We start from the raw sequence: 17,059 nt of genomic DNA, 5'->3' as shown, positions 1-17,059 counted from the left end.
TTCTGCTTAATCCCGGGCTGTGAAAGTCATGCCAGGGAGCTGGGTTTTGGGAGAAACTATGAAGACGGTATGTTACTTGTTCCTATGCGTCATCGCGCTTGCCGCGTGCGCGTCAAATAACCTCCTGACTACCCACGCCAGCAGTAAGCGGCGCAATTCTGGTTCGGCCGCGGCCGCCGGGCAAGGACGCGAAGCGCATTACTGAGTAAAGAGGCAGACCTGAGAATGAAAAAGCAATTGAAGGTTTTGGGCCTGTCAGAGTGCTGGCGGCTATTGGCTGCGACAGCAGTTAGTGTGCTGACTCTGGCGGGATGCTCTGGTTTTCCCGGGGCTGTTTCCAATCAGGATGCTGTCGCTGAAGGAATGGATATTTCTCTGTTCAAACCAGGCGCTTTCATTCAGGAACCCGAAATCGTTGATTGTGAAACGGCGGCCGGAACCAAAACCACCTGTTACAAGCTGGTATCGGGAGGTGCTCCGGCTGAGCGTGAGCCAGGTCCATTCTGCCCTAGAACAGTCTCCGACGGTCCGGATGCGGTTGGTGGATGGTTCGATAGCGAGGGTAAAGGGGATCTGGTTGATCTGACCGGTGAGTTCATTGTCAACCTGCCAACGTACTATGATGATCCGAACTGGAAGTTATACGATCCGGAAACCGGTAAAGTGCGGTACACCTCGACTAAAGAAGCCTGTCTCGGCGCGGCGAGGCCGGATGTTGACGAGCAATACAAGCAGAACTGCATCGAATGTCAGTTGGCGTATCTTGATGACAGTTTCTCTGTGACCTATCTGATACCAACCACGCCAATTCCTGCGGACCGACCAGGCAGGGTTCGTTCTGCCGGAATAGCCCTTGATGGCGCGGAGTTGTCTGGCCCTGCACCGATTGGCGCCATTCTTGGCAGCTACACGATTGCGGCGTTCGATGATTGTGGCGGCCACATCAATGAACACCAGGGTTATCATTACCATGCGGCGACAGACTGTACAGCTGCCCCTGCGATCGCTGACGGATACGCGCCGTTGATCGGCTATGCACCGGACGGTTATGGAATCTATGCCATGAAAGACGCCAGCGGCAGAGAGGCGGAGTCTCTCGATGAATGCCGTGGTACCAGCGATCCGGTTCGCGGCTATCATTACCGCGCGGCCAGCCCGAGCGAGAACATGATCATAGGATGCCTTCGGGGCGAAATCGTTCGACCGCTCGGTGCGCCTCCTGGCGGTGGTCGCCCGCCTGAGGGAGCCGGTGGGCCACCTCCCGGAGCCGAGGGTTAAGCCCGTGGGAATCGTGATCGGACATTGCTCAAGGGTGCCCGCAGGTCGTCGTGGGAAAGCATGGTGCGTGAGTCTGGCATTCTTCGGCCTGCTCGCGATCGGAGGGCAGGCGTGGTCCCATTCCGGGCCATTGAACACAGCCGCCCTGGAGGTGTGCCAGGAAAAGTCCAGATCACAGGCCTGTCAGTATCATGGTCATCACAACGATCTGTATATTGGAACCTGCCAGTATGTATCAGATGAGGATCTGATATGTGTCCGCAACAAGCCTGTCCAGAAGCTGGACCCTGCCCAAAAGAATTCCGGGGAGAACCCCGGGGAAAAAGAAAATACCAACTAGCTCCCTGATTTTTATAACGTCTGGTTCTTATGGCAGTCGTAAATCATCTAGCCGGGGCATTGTTGTTTGTAGGCTCCTACTTTATCTTTACGTTCTAATCAGGCACTTCTTTTATTCCTTCAGTGCATATAAAGATTCTCAGTAAACAGGGAGCTCTGCCCGTAATGCCGACTTCGATTTCCTCTGGTTTTCTAACTCGCAAGAGTCTGTGGTTCAGCGCTCTGGTGCTGGCATTTTCTCTGGCCGGACCTGCCACGGCCCAGGAGCGGGAGTTGTTGAACTCTTCCTATGATATTGCTCGCGAGCTGTTCGCCGAATACAACGTTCTGTTCCAGGACTACTGGCAGGAAAAAACGGGTGAAACGGTCAGTATCCAACAGTCCCACGCCGGGTCCTCAAAACAGGCACGTGCGATTCTTCAGGGGCTGGGTGCTGATGTAGTGACCTACAACCAGGTAACAGATGTCGATGTTCTGGCCAAGCGGGGCAAGCTGCTTCCCGAGGATTGGGCATCGCGTTTGCCTAATAACAGCTCGCCTTACTATTCCACCATGGCTTTTCTGGTGCGTGAGGGTAACCCCAAAAATATTCAGAACTGGGATGACCTGATCCGTGAGGATGTCGAGCTGATCATGCCGAATCCGAAAACCTCTGGTAATGGTCGCTACACCTATCTGGCAGCTCTGGGTTTCGCTCAGGACAAGTTCGGTGATGACCAGGAGAAAATTGATGGTTTCCTGAGCGATCTGCTCGGTCAGGTGAAAGTGTTCGACTCCGGCGGCCGTGGGGCTACCACCACCTTTGTTGAGCGCGGTCTGGGTGATGTGTTGCTGACGTTTGAGTCTGAAGTGAACAACATCCCGGCGCTGAATCCGGACAAGAATTTCCAGGTTGTGGTTCCGAAAGTGAGCTTCCTTGCTGAATTTCCGGTGACCTGGATCGATAAGAATATCGAGAAAAAGGGCACGGAAGAACTGGCTCAGGCGTATCTGGAGCACCTGTACTCCGAAGACGCCCAGCGCATGCTGGCCGGCTTCAACTACCGGGTTCACAACGAAACCGTGAAAAAAGAAGTCGCTGACAAGTTCCCGGAACTGAAGCTGATGCCGATTCAGGACATCGCCGGCAGTTGGGAAAATGCCATGGAAACCCATTTTGCCAGCGGCGGCAAACTGGACCAGTTGCAGCGTCGCCGTTAAGGGATGCGCAACTGATCCATGGCCACAACAGATCTTTCAGAGCGCCCGGCGAAAAAGCTGAGCGCTGCTGCCACCAAGCGAGTATTGCCGGGGTTCGGACTGAGCCTCGGCATTTCGCTTTTCTTTATCAGCCTGGTGCTGCTTCTGCCAATCAGCGGCCTGTTCATCCGTGCAGCTGGTATGGGTTGGGAGCAGTTCTGGTTCGTGATCACCGATCCACGGGTGGTGGCCTCTTATAAGGTGACTGCACTGGCGGCGCTCGCGGCCTCTCTGTTTAATTGTGTATTTGGGCTGTTGATGGCCTGGGTGCTGGTGCGTTACGAATTTCCCGGCAAGCGACTGCTGGATGCGATTATGGATCTGCCGTTTGCCTTGCCGACCGCGGTGGCGGGCATCACGCTGGCGACCCTGTTCGCTGAGAACGGCTGGTATGGCCAGTACCTGGCAGATCTGGGTATTGAGGTGGCCTTTACACCGCTGGGCATTGTGGTGGCCATGGCGTTCACCAGCGTGCCCTTCGTGGTGCGTACGGTTCAGCCGGTGCTTGAAGAGTTGGCGCCGGAGGACGAGGAAGCAGCCATGAGCCTGGGCGCTTCGGACATGACAGTTTTCCGCAAGATCCTGTTCCCCGCACTCTGGCCCGCAGTGGTCACCGGCGGTGCGCTTTCGTTCGCGCGAAGCCTTGGGGAGTATGGTGCGGTTATCTTTATCGCCGGTAACTCCCCCTATATCAGCGAAGTGATCAGTCTGATGATCTTCGTTCGCCTTGAGGAATACGATTTCCCGGCAGCCAGTGCCATCGCCGCGGTGGTAATGACCGTGTCCCTGTTGCTGTTGCTGGCGATCAATGTCTGGCAGGGGCGCTATCTCAAGCGTCTGCACGGGGGCTAGGGCATGAAAACACGTAAACATCGCCGTGTTGGTGATAGCCCGCTGGTGCGCCGAACTCTCATTGGCCTGGCCGTTACCCTGACGGTTCTACTGTTGTTCATGCCGCTGGTTCTTATCTTTGTACAGGCATTTACTGAAGGGTGGGCTGGTTACGTCAGCAATATTCTTGACGAATACACCCTTCATGCGATCGGTTTGACGCTGGTGGTTGCATTGCTAACCGTGCCGCTGAATCTGGTTTTCGGTGTGTTTCTGGCGTGGCTGGTTACCCGTTTCCGGTTCCCCGGAAGAAAACTGCTGGCTACGCTAATTGATATTCCGTTTGCCGTATCACCGGTGGTCGCGGGCCTGCTTTTCCTGTTGCTATACGGGAGTAATGGTTGGGTCGGGCAATGGCTCGGTGAATACGATATCCAGTTAATGTTCTCCTGGCCCGGAATTGTGATGGTTACCGTTTTCGTGACCTGTCCGTTCGTGGCCAGAGAGCTGATTCCGTTGATGCAGCAGCAAGGCAGGGAAGAGGAAGAAGCCGGTGTGGTGCTGGGCGCTTCCGGTTGGCAGCTGTTCCGCCGTGTGACGCTGCCGAACATCCGCTGGGCTTTGCTTTACGGTGTCATTCTCACCAATGCCCGGGCGGTCGGCGAGTTCGGTGCGGTATCGGTAGTCTCCGGCAATATCCGGGGCGAGACCAATACACTGCCACTGCAAGTGGAATTGCTGTATCAGGATTACAACACCGCAGGTGCGTTTGCAGCATCTTCTTTGCTGGCGGGCATTGCGTTGATCACTCTTGTCGTGAAGGCCATCGTTGAATGGCGTCAGAGTCGTAACTAAGGGTTTTTCATGAGCATCGAGATACAGGGTATCAACAAGTTTTTCGACAACTTCCAGGCCCTGCATGACATCAATCTGACCATTCCGGAAGGCCAGCTCACGGCTTTGCTGGGCCCCTCCGGTTCGGGCAAGACCACGCTGTTACGCATTATTGCTGGTCTGGAAACACCGGAACAGGGCCGGATAGGCTTCAGTGGTAAGGATGTGACTAACCTGCACGTGAGGGACCGCCGCGTAGGCTTTGTTTTCCAGCATTATGCGCTGTTCCGGCACATGACGGTGGCCGAGAACGTTGCCTTCGGGCTTAATGTATTGCCCCGAAAGGAGCGCCCGGGAAAGCCGGAGATTCGCAAACGCGTCGATGGCCTGCTGGAAATGGTGCAGTTGGGACATCTGGCTGATCGCTACCCGGCGCAGCTTTCCGGTGGCCAGAAACAGCGGATCGCGTTGGCCCGGGCCATGGCCATGCGCCCGGAAATTCTCCTGCTGGATGAGCCCTTCGGTGCACTTGATGCCAAGGTCCGGAAGGATCTGCGTCGTTGGCTGCGTAACCTGCACGACGAACTGCATTTCACTAGTGTGTTTGTAACCCATGACCAGGAGGAGGCCCTTGAGCTCTCGGACCAGGTCGTTGTCATGAGTAACGGCCGTATCGAGCAGGTTGACTCGCCCCTGGAGTTGTATGGCCGTCCCGATAGCCGGTTTGTATTCGAGTTTCTGGGCCAGGTGAACGTGCTTTCCGGCAGGATTCGTGATGGTGTCATGCGTCAGGGCGACGCCTGGATCCGCCTGCCTGAGGGCTGTGAGAACGACGACGCCCAGCTCTATCTGAGGCCCCACGAAGTGCGTCTGGCCCAGGCCGCCAGTGATCAGTCTCATCTGCCTTTTCGCATTGAGGCCATCAACCTGATTGGAGCGGAAGTTCGGATCGAGCTCAAGCCGGATGGCTGGGACTGCGAGGAGCTGTGGGAAGTGGGGATCAGCCACACGGAGTTCAACGCCCGACAACCCCAGCGCGGTGATCGTTGCTTTGCCATTCCGGAGGTAGGGCATTTGTTCTGCGAGCACGACACAGAGCCAAAAACCCTTGAGTGGAAGCGGCGCTGAGATTCAAAAGGTCATTCATGACCTTACGATTTGCCCCAGATCATCTTCAGAGGGTCTGCTTCGTATATAATTCTCTGCAATAGAGAGTTTGCTAACGATCATTTGATCAGGACGGGGCGCCTCAGAGATGTACCGGACATGAGTGACAGTACCGAAAGCACCAGAAATGCCGCAACGGCGCCCTCTCCAGAACTTCGACACCGCATCATGGCGGGCTTTATCGGTAATGTTGTTGAATGGTACGACTTTGCCGTTTATGGCTATCTGGCGGGCGTCATTGCGCCGGTGTTTTTCACGTCGGCCAATCCTACGGCTGCCCTGATAGGTACCTACGGTATCTTTGCTGCCGGGTTTATCATGCGTCCGCTTGGCGCAGTCTTTTTTGGCTGGTTCGGGGATCGGTATGGGCGGGCACGCACCATGCAGATCTCGGTCATGTTGATGGCTTTGCCCACCTTGTTGCTCGGAATGCTGCCGTCTTTTGAGCAGGCGGGCTTGCTTGCGCCGGTTTTACTGGTTCTGATCAGGCTGCTCCAGGGCCTTTCGGTTGGGGGCGAGTTTTCCTCCTCTGCAACCTATCTGGTCGAAACGGCACCGGAGGGTCGGCGGGGTTTAACGGGGAGTTGGGCCAATATAGGCTCCATGACGGGATCTTTGCTCGGGGTCGCCGCGGCCGCACTGGTGACCAATCTTTTTGACCAGCAAGCGCTGGGGGAATGGGGCTGGCGACTGCCGTTTCTCGGCGGGGCGATTCTGGGTATTGCGGCCATTGCTATCCGACGCAACCTCCATAATTCCGAGCGTTTTACCCAACATCACGAGAATCGCGACCAAACATCGCCGTTACTGCAGGCATTCACCACCAATCGCCGGGAAACTATGCTGGCTCTGGCGTTCGCCTCAAGCTATGGCACCTGCTACTACATTGTTTTCGTTTATCTGCCTGAATGGCTCTCAGCTCAGGAACTCCTTTCCCGCGGCACCGCTTTGCTGATCAACACCGGCATGATGGTGCTTGTGATTCCGGCGATGCCGCTGTTTGCCGTTATTGGTGATCGCTGGCTCCGTCGCAGGAGCTGGATAGCACTGTCGCTGCTACTGCTCGCCATTGTTGCCTGGCCGCTCCACGCCTGGATGCTCAGCTCAGGGGGCGCTCTGACTGTTGTGATTGCAGCGCATACACTCGTGTTTCTGCTGCTGGCGGTTCCCCTGGGCTCTGCGCCAGCTCTTTTCGTAGAGCTGTTTCCCGAGAGTGATCGCTTATCCGGTTATTCCATAGCGTTCAACCTGGGTCTGGGTGTATTTGGCGGGCTGACGCCAGTGGTGGCCGCCTCTCTGATTGCAACTACCGGTGAGGCAACCGCACCGGCTATATACCTTGCGGTTACTGCGTTTATTGCGGTGCTGGCGCTGATGGTCATGCCCGATCGAAGCCGCGAGCCTTTGCGCTGACAGGAGGGGGCAATCAGGCTATTTTGCGAGGGTCTTGCTTGCGCAATATGTCTTCGACATCTTCGGCAGACAGTGTCTCGTGCTTCAATACGGCTTTGGCCAGCGCCTTCAGTTGGTTCCGGTGCTCAGTCAGGAAATCCAGAGTCGTTTTCTCCAAAGCCAGAAGCTGGGACTGGATTTCCCCGTCGATCATCTCTGCCATCTTCTCGCTGAATTCCCGTGGCATGCCCATCTCCCGGCCAAGGAATACATGATCTTCTCCGATGCTGAGGCCGAGGGGGCCTATCTTTTCACTCATGCCCCATTGACCGATCATCTTGCGAATAAGCGCGGTGGCTTCCTTGAGATCATTCTGGGCGCCGGTGCTGACTTCGCCATAGATCAGCTTTTCTGAACAGCGGCCGCCAAGCATCACCTTGATACGATCCTTCAGGTAGCTCTCCGTGAAGGTGTAGTGATCTTCTCTGGGCGTTTGTTCCGTGACTCCCATCGCCATGCCGTGAGGAATGATGGTCAGTTTGGTAAGGGGGTCTGCGTTAGGCATGTAGTAGGCCATGATGGCGTGGCCGCATTCGTGGTAGGCGACGGCTTCGCGTTCCTGCGGGGTGAGTTTGGTGTCCCGCTCTTCACCGAGGATAATTCTGTCCCGGGCCAGCTCAAAGCAATGGGCATTTACTTCATGCAGGTTTTCGCGGGCTGCGGTGAGTGCCGCTTCATTCACCAGGTTCTTCAGATCCGCCCCTGAAAAACCGATGGTGCGAGCTGCCAGTTGTTCAAGGTCAACATCACTGGCTAGTGGCACCTTGCGCACGTGAACTTCAAGAATCGCGGTGCGAGCTTCTTTGTGGGGCCGATCGAGGGTGATCTTGCGGTCGAAGCGTCCAGGGCGGAGCAGGGCGCTGTCGAGCACATCCGGCCGGTTGGTGGCAGCCAGCACGAGCACATTCTCATGGGCCTCGAAACCGTCCATTTCGGTGAGTATCTGGTTCAGGGTCTGTTCCCGTTCATCATGGCCACCACCAAGTCCCGCACCCCGGGATCGGCCAATGGCATCCAGTTCGTCGATGAAGATCAACGCCGGTGCGTCTTTGCGGGCCTCCTTGAACATATCCCGGACCCGGGCGGCACCAACGCCCACGAACATCTCGATGAATTCCGAGGCGCTGATGCTGTAGAAGGGCACTTCAGCCTCGCCAGCGATGGCCCGTGCAAGCAGGGTTTTGCCGGTGCCTGGCGGGCCGACCAACAGCACGCCTTTGGGCATGACGGCGCCCAAGCCCTGGTATTTTTCCGGGGATTTCAGGAAATCGATGATTTCGGCAATTTCACGCTTCGCGGATTCGATCCCGGCTACATCATCCAGCGTGGTCGTAGAGGTTTCCTTGCGGGCCTTTCGGGCTTTCGAGCGGCTGAAATCAAAAGGCCCGCCACCCTGGGTCATCCGTTTCTGGGCTGCACCCCAGAACCAGAACATCAATGCCAGTATCAGAATCCAGGGCAGGAAGCCCTGTATCAACTCCTGCCACCAGGGGAGTCCTGACGGGGTGGCCCGGATTATGACGTCGTGTTCTTCCAGCAGGTTCAGCAGTGAAGGGTCTTCCATGGGCGGGCGTATGGTCTGGAAGCTGGTTTTACCGCTCTGATTAACCGTGTCCGAACTGAAGGCCGACGTACCACTATCGGTGAACAGGCCGGTAATCGCCTCTTCCTTCAGGGTAACTTCCGCGACCTGCTCATTCATGACCGCTGTTTTGAATTCAGAATAGGCCAGATCCTGCATTCGGGGCTGTCCGCTTTCCTGCAGCCACAGCACCATCAGAAAAATGGCGGCGCTGAGCCACAGGAACGCGAACTGGTTCGGAATGGCCGGTTGTGGTGTCTGCTCCGGCTTCTGAGGTTGATTGTCTGGCCCACTCGGTGCTGTCATCTAGGTCTCCGGTCGCCCTCCATGATCTTTGCCACGAAGACGGATTTTCCGTAGGTCTCGAACGACCATTTCATGGTGTCCGAGAGAACCTTCATAACCTCATCATAGTCGCCAAAAATTTCCGTGCTCATGCGTCCCGGATAGACTTCCAGGCCAGATTGCTCCAGCCGGGCGATAAGGTCCTTGATTGGCTGCTTGTATTCCTCTTTCAGGGGGTAACAACTCAGTTGTACAGAAAGATACATAATGCCTCCGGTCAGGTCAGTGATCCTGGTCAATTGCGTGCCTTAATAGCCCATTGCTGACGACGTGCTCCGTCTGGGGTCAGCACCCCCGTACAGCACGCCGTCCTCGCCAACCATAATGCTCTGAATGGCGCCCATGGCAGATTTGCCAACCACGGTGTGCCCCCGCTCTTCCAGCAACCGGATTGTGTCGGGGCTGATACCCTGTTCGATACGGATTTCATCCGGCAGCCACTGATGGTGCATGCGGGGTGCACTGACCGCGGTCTGGATGTTCATGCCATGATCAATCACATTGAGGATCACCTGCAAGGTGGTGGTAATGATTCTGGAGCCACCCGGGCTGCCAGTGACGAGCACGTTCCTGCCATTTCTCTTCACAATGGTCGGTGACATGGAGCTCAGCATGCGTTTGCCGGGCTCAACCTTGTTGGCTTCGCCGCCAATCAGGCCGTAGGCGTTGGGCACGCCGGGCTTGGCACTGAAATCATCCATTTCGTTATTGAGCAGAAAGCCGGCTCCTTCCACGGTGATGCCAGACCCGTAACTGAAATTGATGGTGTAGGTGTTCGATACCGCATTACCCCATTTATCCACCACGGAAAAGTGAGTGGTTTCCGGACTTTCCCAGGCAGCTGGCTGGCCCGGATTGATGTCACTGGCGGGCCGTGCCTGGTTCGGATCAATGCCTTTGCGAAGTTCCTCCGCGTAACCTTTACTGGTCAGCCCTTTCAGCGGTACGTCGACATAATCTGTGTCGCCCAGGTATTTCGAACGGTCGGCATAGGCCAGCTTCATGGCTTCGGCCATATGATGGATCGCATCGGCGGAGTTGTGGCCGAAATCGGCCATGGGGAAGCCTTCGAGTATATTCAGGATCTGGACAATATGGGTGCCACCGGAGGAGGGTGGTGACATGGAGAAAATATCGTACCCGCGATAGTTGCCGTGAACCGGAGCCCGGACCACCGGGCTATAGTCTTTCAGATCCTGCAGTGTGATCAGGCCATCATGGCGCTCCATCTCGCTGGTGATCAACTCGGCGGTTTTGCCTTCGTAAAAGCCTTTGACACCCTGATCGGCAATGCGCTGGAGCGTGGCGGCCAGTTCTGGTTGACGAAAGCGCTCACCAGGCTGCCAGGCGCTGCCATCTTCTTTATAAAAGGTACTGCGGGAAGCCGGCCAGCGCTCAAGCCTGCTCCTTGCCTGCTCAAGGCCCTCGGTAAAGCGCTGGGGCACGACGAAGCCGTCTTTTGCAAGTGTGATGGCCGGGGCCAGTGCCTGTGTCAATGAAATGGTGCCATGGCGTTCGAGTGCCAGAGCCAGACCTGCGACCGTTCCGGGCACCCCTGCGGCCAGGTGGGTAAAGCGGCTGCGGTTTTTAACCACATTTCCGGATTCGTCCTGATACATGGTTTCCGTCGCGGCGGCGGGCGCTTTTTCCCGATAATCGATGGCTTCAGGCTCTGAGCCGTCGCCTTTGGAGATCAGCATGAAACCACCGCCGCCGATATTCCCGGACCGTGGCTGGGTGACCGCCAGGGCGAAACCGGCCGTCACCGCTGCATCCACAGCATTGCCGCCGGATTTCAATACGTCCAGGGCAACCTCGGTAGCGAGGGTGTGGCTGGTGGCAACCATGCCCTGGGTCGCAGTAACCGGGTGGAACCGCTCGCCTTCAAGGATGGCCTGCCCAAAGGCGGGGCCGGCGCCCAGGATCAAGGCCAGAACGGCGGCAATCGAAAGGCGGCCTGAGAGCCTGCTGGCAAGGTTTTCGGTTTTATGTTGGTAGAGGCCTCTGTCCATATCTCCATTCCTCGTTTCTGACGTTCAGATAGGCTATGATAGCCGGTCATTTTGATAGGTGCGTAACGTTAACCTGCCGTTAATTCCGGCGGTGACTCCCCGGCGCACCTGCTTTCCCGGATTCCACGTAAGGAAAGGCTTTCATGGAGCATACCTATCGTCTTGTGATTTCCTGCCCCGACCGGGTGGGAATTGTCGCCAAGGTGAGTAATTTTCTGTCGACCTACAATGGCTGGATCACCGAAGCGAGTCATCATTCGGACACTCAGAACGGCTGGTTTTTCATGCGGCATGAGATCAAGGCCACTTCGATTCCGTTTGGTCTGGAACAGTTTCGAGCTGCGTTCGAACCAATTGCCCGCGAGTTCAATATGAACTGGCACATTGCTGATTCTGCTCAGCCGAAAAAAGTGATTCTGATGTGCAGCAAGGAATCTCACTGTGTGGCTGATCTTCTGCATCGCTGGCACAGCAAGGAGATCAATGCGGAGATCGTGGCGGTTATCTCTAACCACGAAGATTTGCGCCGGATGGTGGAGTGGCATGAAATACCCTATCACCACGTGCCGGTCAGCAAGGAAAACAAGGAGGAAGCGTTCGCTCACATCGACGAGTTGTTTGATAAATACGAAGTCGATGTAGTGGTGCTGGCCCGTTACATGCAAATCCTGCCTGGCGGGCTGTGCGAAAAGCACGCGGGCAAGGTAATTAATATCCATCACAGCTTTCTGCCTTCTTTTGCGGGCGCCCGCCCTTACCACCAGGCATACAGCCGCGGGGTGAAGCTGATTGGTGCGACCTGCCACTACGTGACTCAGGATCTTGATGAAGGTCCGATCATTGAGCAGGACGTTATCCGGATCACCCACAGCGATTCCATTGAGGATATGGTTCGCCTGGGTAAGGATGTGGAAAAGAATGTATTGGCCAGGGGCCTGCGTTCGCACATTGAGGACCGGGTGATTACCTACGAAAACAAGACCGTGGTGTTTGATTAAGGCTGTCTCACGGTTGCCCCGGAGAGGGTGTGACTGTGGTAGACTTGGCGGCTTGTTGAAGAATAACTATGGGGCCCGGATACAAGGTCCCGATACGACTTTCAGATAACGCAAAGGAACCTTTCTCGATGGGTGAGTTAGCCAAAGAGATCCTGCCGGTTAATATTGAAGACGAGTTAAAGCAGTCCTATCTCGATTACGCCATGAGTGTCATCGTTGGGCGGGCGCTTCCGGATGTGAGGGATGGCCTCAAGCCGGTCCACCGTCGTGTTCTGTTCGCCATGTCCGAACTGAACAACGACTGGAACAAGGCCTACAAGAAGTCTGCCCGTGTGGTTGGTGACGTTATTGGTAAATACCACCCCCACGGCGACTCGGCGGTTTACGACACCATCGTACGTATGGCCCAGCCTTTCTCGCTGCGTTATCCGTTGGTCGACGGTCAGGGCAACTTTGGTTCCATTGACGGTGATAACGCGGCTGCCATGCGTTATACCGAGATTCGCATGGAGAAGATTGCCCACTCCCTGCTGGCGGACCTGGACAAGGAAACGGTCGATTTCGTTGATAACTACGACGGCACCGAGCGGATTCCCGAGGTTATGCCCACCCGGGTACCCAACCTTCTGGTGAATGGTTCTTCGGGGATTGCCGTGGGTATGGCAACCAACATCCCGCCCCATAACCTGACGGAAGTGGTAAAGGGCTGTCTGGAACTGATCGATAACCCGGATCTGACCGTGGATGAATTGATGGAATTCATTCCGGGCCCGGATTTTCCGACCCAGGGCATCATCAATGGCCGTGCCGGCATTGTGGAGGCCTATCGTACCGGTCGTGGCCGCATTTACATTCGCGCCCGTCATGAGATTGAGCATGATAAAAAGACCAATCGCGATGCAGTCATCATCACGGAACTTCCGTACCAGCTGAACAAGGCCCGGTTGATCGAGAAGATTGCCGAGCTGGTTAAAGAGAAGCGCCTTGAGGGGATTTCCGAGCTGCGGGATGAATCCAATAAGGAAGGTATCCGGGTGGTGATTGAGCTGCGCCGGGGCGAGAATCCCGACGTTGTGGTCAACAACCTGTTTGCCCAGACCCAGCTTGAGACCGTGTTTGGTATCAACATGGTTGGCCTGATCAATGGCGAACCGAAAACGCTGAATCTGAAGCAGTTGCTGGATGCGTTCATTCGTCACCGTCGTGAAGTAGTCACCCGCCGGACCATTTACGAATTGCGCAAAGCCCGCGAGCGTGGCCATATTCTGGAAGGCCTGACGGTTGCTCTGGCAAATATCGACGAGATCATCGAACTGATAAAGGCTTCGCCCTCTGCGGCCGAAGCCAAAGAAAAGCTGATTGCCAAGGGTTGGTCTCCGGGTGATGTCATGGCCATGCTGGAACGTGCAGGTGAAGATGCCTGCCGTCCGGACGACCTGCCGGAAATCTACGGGCTGCGTGAAGGCCTGTACCACCTGTCTCCTGAACAGGCTCAGGCTATTCTGGATTTGCGCCTGCATCGTCTGACCGGTCTGGAAACCGAGAAGCTCGAGAACGAATACAAGGAAATCCTCGAAAAGATTGCCGATCTGCTGGATATTCTGGGCGACCCCGAGCGGCTGCTCCAGGTGATCCGGGAAGAACTGGAAGCGATTGTTTCCGAGTTCGGTGACGAGCGTCGTACCGAGATCACCAGTTCACGTCGCGATCTGACCATCGCAGACCTGATCGATGAAGAAGACCTTGTGGTGACCATTTCCCACAGTGGCTACGCCAAGACTCAGGCGGTGGAAGACTACCAGGCCCAGCGTCGTGGTGGTCGAGGCAAAGCGGCTACGTCCATGAAGGACGAGGACTTTGTCGAGAAGCTTCTGGTTGCCAACTCCCACGACACCATTCTGTGCTTCTCCAACCGTGGCAAGGTTTACTGGTTGAGGGTGTTCGAGATTCCGCGTGCCAGCCGGGCATCCCGCGGCCGCCCGATGGTGAATATACTGCCGTTGGATGAGGGTGAGCGTATCACCACCTTCCTGCCGGTTCGTGATTACCCGGAAGACCAGTTTGTGTTGATGGCAACATCTGCGGGCGTCGTCAAGAAAACGCCGCTGCCGAACTTCTCACGTCCGCGCAGCAGTGGCCTGATTGCGCTGTCTCTGGATGAGGGCGACACCCTGATCGGCGCGGCCATCACCAAAGGCGATGCCGAAGTCATGCTGTTCTCGACTGCTGGTAAGGCCGTGCGCTTTAACGAGGAAGCGGTACGCCCGATGAGTCGGACAGCCCGTGGTGTTCGCGGCATCAAGATGCCGGAAGGTCACCATGTGGTATCCCTGATTATCCCCGAGGAAGGTGGCGTTATTCTGACGGCCTCCGAGAACGGGTACGGCAAGCGTACTGCCATCGACGAGTTCCCGACCTACAGCCGAGGCAGTCAGGGCGTTATTGCCATGCAGTGCTCCGAGCGAAACGGCAACCTGGTCACGGGCCTGCAGCTGTTTGATGGCGACGAAATGATGCTGATCTCTGACAAGGGGACGCTCGTGCGTACCCGCACAGATGAGGTGTCCGTTCTGAGTCGTAACACCCAGGGTGTGCGCCTGATCAAACTTAGCCAGGAAGATGAGCGTCTGGTTGGGGTTGAGCGCATCGCGGAAACCGACGATGAAGAGCTCGACGAAGACGGTAATCCGGTGGCTGCAGACGACAGCCCGGAAAGCGGTGAAGGTGCTGGCGAAGAATAAGCCGGCACTGCCACAGAAAGATTCAGCAAGACTTGAGAGAACACAGCAACATGAGCAGGGCGTATAACTTTTGTGCAGGTCCGGCAACTCTGCCGGAGAGCGTGCTTCGTCAGGCGCGGGATGAAATGCTCGACTGGCGCGGCACCGGCATGTCGGTGATGGAAATGAGCCATCGCAGCAAAGATTTTGTCCAGATTGCCGACGCTGCAGAAAAGGATCTGCGTGAACTGGCAGGCGTTTCGGATGATTATGCCGTTCTGTTTATGCAGGGCGGGGCGTCCAGCCAGTTCTCTACGATTCCACTGAACCTGCTGGGCGAGAAAAGCTCTGCTGATTATGTGAATACTGGTATCTGGTCCAAAAAGGCCATTGCCGAGGCGCGCCGCTATAGCACTGTGAACGTGGTGGCCAGCTCTGAAGAAAGTGGGTTTACCACGATTCCTGATCAGTCCTCCTGGCAGACCAGTGCCGATGCAGCGTACCTGCATTACACGCCGAACGAGACAATTGGTGGGCTGGAATACGACTTTGTTCCGGAGAGTCCGGGTGTTCCGCTGGTGGCAGACATGTCGTCAACCATGCTGTCCCGTCCGGTGGATGTTTCGAAATTTGGTGTTATCTACGCCGGTGCCCAGAAAAATATCGGCCCTTCCGGGCTGGTAGTCGTCATCATTCGCAAGGATCTTCTTGGCAAGGCCCGGAAGGAGACCCCGACCATGATGAATTATCAGGTGATTGCGGATAACGGATCCATGTACAACACGCCGGCTACCTATTCCTGGTACCTGGCCGGTCTGGTATTCAAGTGGCTGAAAGAGCAGGGCGGTGTTAAGGCGATGGGTGAGATTAACCTGCGCAAGGCCCGCAAGCTTTACGATTTCATCGATACCAATGAGTTCTATGCCAACCCCATCGATCCTCGCTTCCGGTCTTGGATGAATGTACCGTTTACTCTGGCGGATGATGCCCTGAATGGCGATTTCCTTAAAGGAGCGGGTGACCGCGGCCTGCTGAATCTGGCAGGCCACCGATCGGTCGGTGGAATGCGTGCCAGCATCTACAATGCGATGCCCGAGGAGGGTGTCGATGCGTTGATTGCCTACATGACCGAATTTGCGAAGGAGCGGGGCTGATCATGAGTGATGAGCAGATCCGGCTCGGAGAGCTGCGGGACGAGATTGATCAGATTGATCAGAAGATCATGGATCTGATCAGTGCGCGGGCAGCCTGTGCTCAGGAAGTGGCGCACGTCAAAATGTCAGCCAATCCGGGGCAAGACGTCTTTTTCTATCGCCCGGAACGGGAAGCTCAGGTGCTTCGGCGCATCAAGGAGCAGAATCCAGGGCCATTGTCCGGTGAGGAAATGGCCCGTCTGTTCCGGGAAATCATGTCTGCGTGCCTGGCACTGGAAAAGCCCATGCAGATAGCCTTTCTGGGGCCGATTGGTACTTTTACCCAGGCGGCGGCGCTCAAGCATTTCGGGCATTCCGTTGTCAGTGTGCCTTTGCCGGCGATTGATGCGGTGTTCCGGGAGGTGGAATCCGGAGCTGCTCATTACGGGGTGGTACCGGTGGAAAACTCCACTGAGGGCATGATCAATCATACTCTTGATATGTTCATGTCCTCTCCGCTGAAGATATGCGGTGAAGTACAGCTGAGGATTCACCACCACCTCCTGGTGTCACCCAAGCACGGGGATCAGGAAATTACCCGGATCTATTCCCACCAGCAATCGTTTGCCCAGTGTCGCCAATGGCTGGATACCCACCGCTATGGTATTGAGCGGGTCACTGTATCCAGCAATGCGGAAGCGGCCCGGCGTGCGGCCGCAGAACCGGGGACAGCGGCCATCGCAGGTGATATGGCCGCAGAACTCTATGGTCTGGAGATGCTGGCGAACAGCATTGAAGACCGTCCGGACAATACCACCCGTTTTCTGATCATCGGCCGGGAAGAAGTGCCTGCCAGCGGTCATGACAAGTCCTCTATTCTGGTATCCATGCGCAACAAGCCGGGGGCTCTGTATCAGCTTCTCGAGCCTTTCCATAGTCATGGCTTGAGCCTGACCCGGATTGAAACACGGCCGTCGCCAAGCGGAACCTGGGCTTATGTGTTCTACATCGATTTCGAGGGACACATGGAGGATGAGCAGGTGCGGAAGGTGCTGGCAGAGGTGGACGATGAAGCGGTAGAACTCAAGCGTCTGGGCTCCTACCCGATTGGCGTCCTTTGAATACCTGA

The 17,059-nt window shown here is 56.2% G+C and carries 14 protein-coding genes; 11 read left to right on the top strand and 3 right to left on the bottom strand.

Features of this window, described 5'->3' with window-relative positions; all coding sequences use genetic code 11:
* The first annotated feature begins 225 nt into the window (after positions 1-225).
* From KO499_RS02640 to KO499_RS02610, 7 genes are all read left to right on the top strand, one after another.
* On the top strand, positions 226-1,278 hold the full coding sequence (locus KO499_RS02640) for a YHYH protein (RefSeq protein WP_215982166.1): 1,053 nt from the start codon (positions 226-228) through the stop codon (positions 1,276-1,278).
* Between the two features lie 67 nt (positions 1,279-1,345).
* Entirely contained in the window at positions 1,346-1,618 is a 273-nt protein-coding gene (locus tag KO499_RS02635; protein WP_215982165.1) for a hypothetical protein, read from the top strand.
* 164 nt (positions 1,619-1,782) lie between these two features.
* The gene (gene cysP, locus KO499_RS02630; protein WP_215982164.1) at positions 1,783-2,817 is read left to right on the top strand and encodes a thiosulfate ABC transporter substrate-binding protein CysP; all 1,035 of its coding nucleotides are present in this window, start codon (positions 1,783-1,785) and stop codon (positions 2,815-2,817) included.
* Between the two features lie 18 nt (positions 2,818-2,835).
* Positions 2,836-3,708, top strand: a complete 873-nt coding sequence (cysT, locus tag KO499_RS02625; RefSeq protein ID WP_215982163.1) for a sulfate/thiosulfate ABC transporter permease CysT — start codon at positions 2,836-2,838, stop codon at positions 3,706-3,708.
* A gap of 3 nt (positions 3,709-3,711) precedes the next feature.
* On the top strand, positions 3,712-4,542 hold the full coding sequence (gene cysW, locus KO499_RS02620; protein WP_215982162.1) for a sulfate ABC transporter permease subunit CysW: 831 nt from the start codon (positions 3,712-3,714) through the stop codon (positions 4,540-4,542).
* 9 nt (positions 4,543-4,551) lie between these two features.
* Positions 4,552-5,649, top strand: a complete 1,098-nt coding sequence (locus KO499_RS02615) for a sulfate/molybdate ABC transporter ATP-binding protein (RefSeq protein ID WP_215982161.1) — start codon at positions 4,552-4,554, stop codon at positions 5,647-5,649.
* A gap of 138 nt (positions 5,650-5,787) precedes the next feature.
* Positions 5,788-7,101 (top strand): MFS transporter, encoded by a 1,314-nt coding sequence (locus KO499_RS02610; protein WP_228339728.1) that lies wholly within the window; start codon positions 5,788-5,790, stop codon positions 7,099-7,101.
* Positions 7,102-7,114: 13 nt separating this feature from the next.
* Here the strand turns inward: KO499_RS02610 and ftsH are convergent, their stop codons facing one another.
* From ftsH to ggt, 3 genes are read right to left on the bottom strand one after another with little or no spacing between them, the layout of a single operon-like run.
* Positions 7,115-9,028, bottom strand: a complete 1,914-nt coding sequence (ftsH, locus tag KO499_RS02605; protein ID WP_215982160.1) for an ATP-dependent zinc metalloprotease FtsH — start codon at positions 9,026-9,028, stop codon at positions 7,115-7,117.
* A complete protein-coding gene (locus KO499_RS02600; RefSeq protein WP_215982159.1) occupies positions 9,025-9,273 on the bottom strand; it encodes a thiamine-binding protein in 249 nt (82 codons plus the stop codon). The genes ftsH and KO499_RS02600 overlap by 4 nt, the downstream gene beginning before the upstream one ends.
* Before the next feature lie 42 nt (positions 9,274-9,315).
* Positions 9,316-11,079, bottom strand: coding sequence for a gamma-glutamyltransferase (gene ggt / locus KO499_RS02595; protein ID WP_215982158.1), 1,764 nt, complete (start codon positions 11,077-11,079; stop codon positions 9,316-9,318).
* A 143-nt stretch (positions 11,080-11,222) separates the two neighbouring features.
* Here ggt and purU point away from each other — a divergent pair, with 143 nt between their 5' ends.
* The 4 genes from purU (at position 11,223) to pheA (ending at position 17,051) form a co-directional block, all read left to right on the top strand.
* The gene (gene purU, locus KO499_RS02590) at positions 11,223-12,077 is read left to right on the top strand and encodes a formyltetrahydrofolate deformylase (protein ID WP_215982157.1); all 855 of its coding nucleotides are present in this window, start codon (positions 11,223-11,225) and stop codon (positions 12,075-12,077) included.
* A 128-nt stretch (positions 12,078-12,205) separates the two neighbouring features.
* Entirely contained in the window at positions 12,206-14,818 is a 2,613-nt protein-coding gene (gene gyrA / locus KO499_RS02585) for a DNA gyrase subunit A (RefSeq protein ID WP_215982156.1), read from the top strand.
* Positions 14,819-14,868: 50 nt separating this feature from the next.
* A complete protein-coding gene (gene serC, locus KO499_RS02580) occupies positions 14,869-15,951 on the top strand; it encodes a 3-phosphoserine/phosphohydroxythreonine transaminase (RefSeq protein ID WP_215982155.1) in 1,083 nt (360 codons plus the stop codon).
* A 2-nt stretch (positions 15,952-15,953) separates the two neighbouring features.
* Entirely contained in the window at positions 15,954-17,051 is a 1,098-nt protein-coding gene (gene pheA / locus KO499_RS02575) for a prephenate dehydratase (RefSeq protein WP_215982154.1), read from the top strand.
* Positions 17,052-17,059 lie beyond the last annotated feature (8 nt).

It is taken from the genome of Marinobacter sp. F3R08 (assembly GCF_018860425.1).
Classification (GTDB): domain Bacteria; phylum Pseudomonadota; class Gammaproteobacteria; order Pseudomonadales; family Oleiphilaceae; genus Marinobacter.
Note: the sequence above shows the minus strand (reverse complement) of the source record. Positions and strands in the feature narration are given on the sequence as shown.

What these genes read in the sequence shown, in the direction of transcription:
- KO499_RS02640 (WP_215982166.1), top strand. Translation starts at nt 226, where the DNA reads ATGAAAAAGCAATTGAAGGTTTTGGGCCTGTCAGAGTGCTGGCGGCTA.
- cysP (WP_215982164.1), top strand. Translation starts at nt 1,783, where the DNA reads ATGCCGACTTCGATTTCCTCTGGTTTTCTAACTCGCAAGAGTCTGTGG.
- cysT (WP_215982163.1), top strand. Translation starts at nt 2,836, where the DNA reads ATGGCCACAACAGATCTTTCAGAGCGCCCGGCGAAAAAGCTGAGCGCT.
- cysW (WP_215982162.1), top strand. Translation starts at nt 3,712, where the DNA reads ATGAAAACACGTAAACATCGCCGTGTTGGTGATAGCCCGCTGGTGCGC.
- KO499_RS02615 (WP_215982161.1), top strand. Translation starts at nt 4,552, where the DNA reads ATGAGCATCGAGATACAGGGTATCAACAAGTTTTTCGACAACTTCCAG.
- KO499_RS02610 (WP_228339728.1), top strand. Translation starts at nt 5,788, where the DNA reads ATGAGTGACAGTACCGAAAGCACCAGAAATGCCGCAACGGCGCCCTCT.
- ftsH (WP_215982160.1), bottom strand. Translation starts at nt 9,028, where the DNA reads ATGACAGCACCGAGTGGGCCAGACAATCAACCTCAGAAGCCGGAGCAG.
- KO499_RS02600 (WP_215982159.1), bottom strand. Translation starts at nt 9,273, where the DNA reads ATGTATCTTTCTGTACAACTGAGTTGTTACCCCCTGAAAGAGGAATAC.
- ggt (WP_215982158.1), bottom strand. Translation starts at nt 11,079, where the DNA reads ATGGACAGAGGCCTCTACCAACATAAAACCGAAAACCTTGCCAGCAGG.
- purU (WP_215982157.1), top strand. Translation starts at nt 11,223, where the DNA reads ATGGAGCATACCTATCGTCTTGTGATTTCCTGCCCCGACCGGGTGGGA.
- gyrA (WP_215982156.1), top strand. Translation starts at nt 12,206, where the DNA reads ATGGGTGAGTTAGCCAAAGAGATCCTGCCGGTTAATATTGAAGACGAG.
- serC (WP_215982155.1), top strand. Translation starts at nt 14,869, where the DNA reads ATGAGCAGGGCGTATAACTTTTGTGCAGGTCCGGCAACTCTGCCGGAG.
- pheA (WP_215982154.1), top strand. Translation starts at nt 15,954, where the DNA reads ATGAGTGATGAGCAGATCCGGCTCGGAGAGCTGCGGGACGAGATTGAT.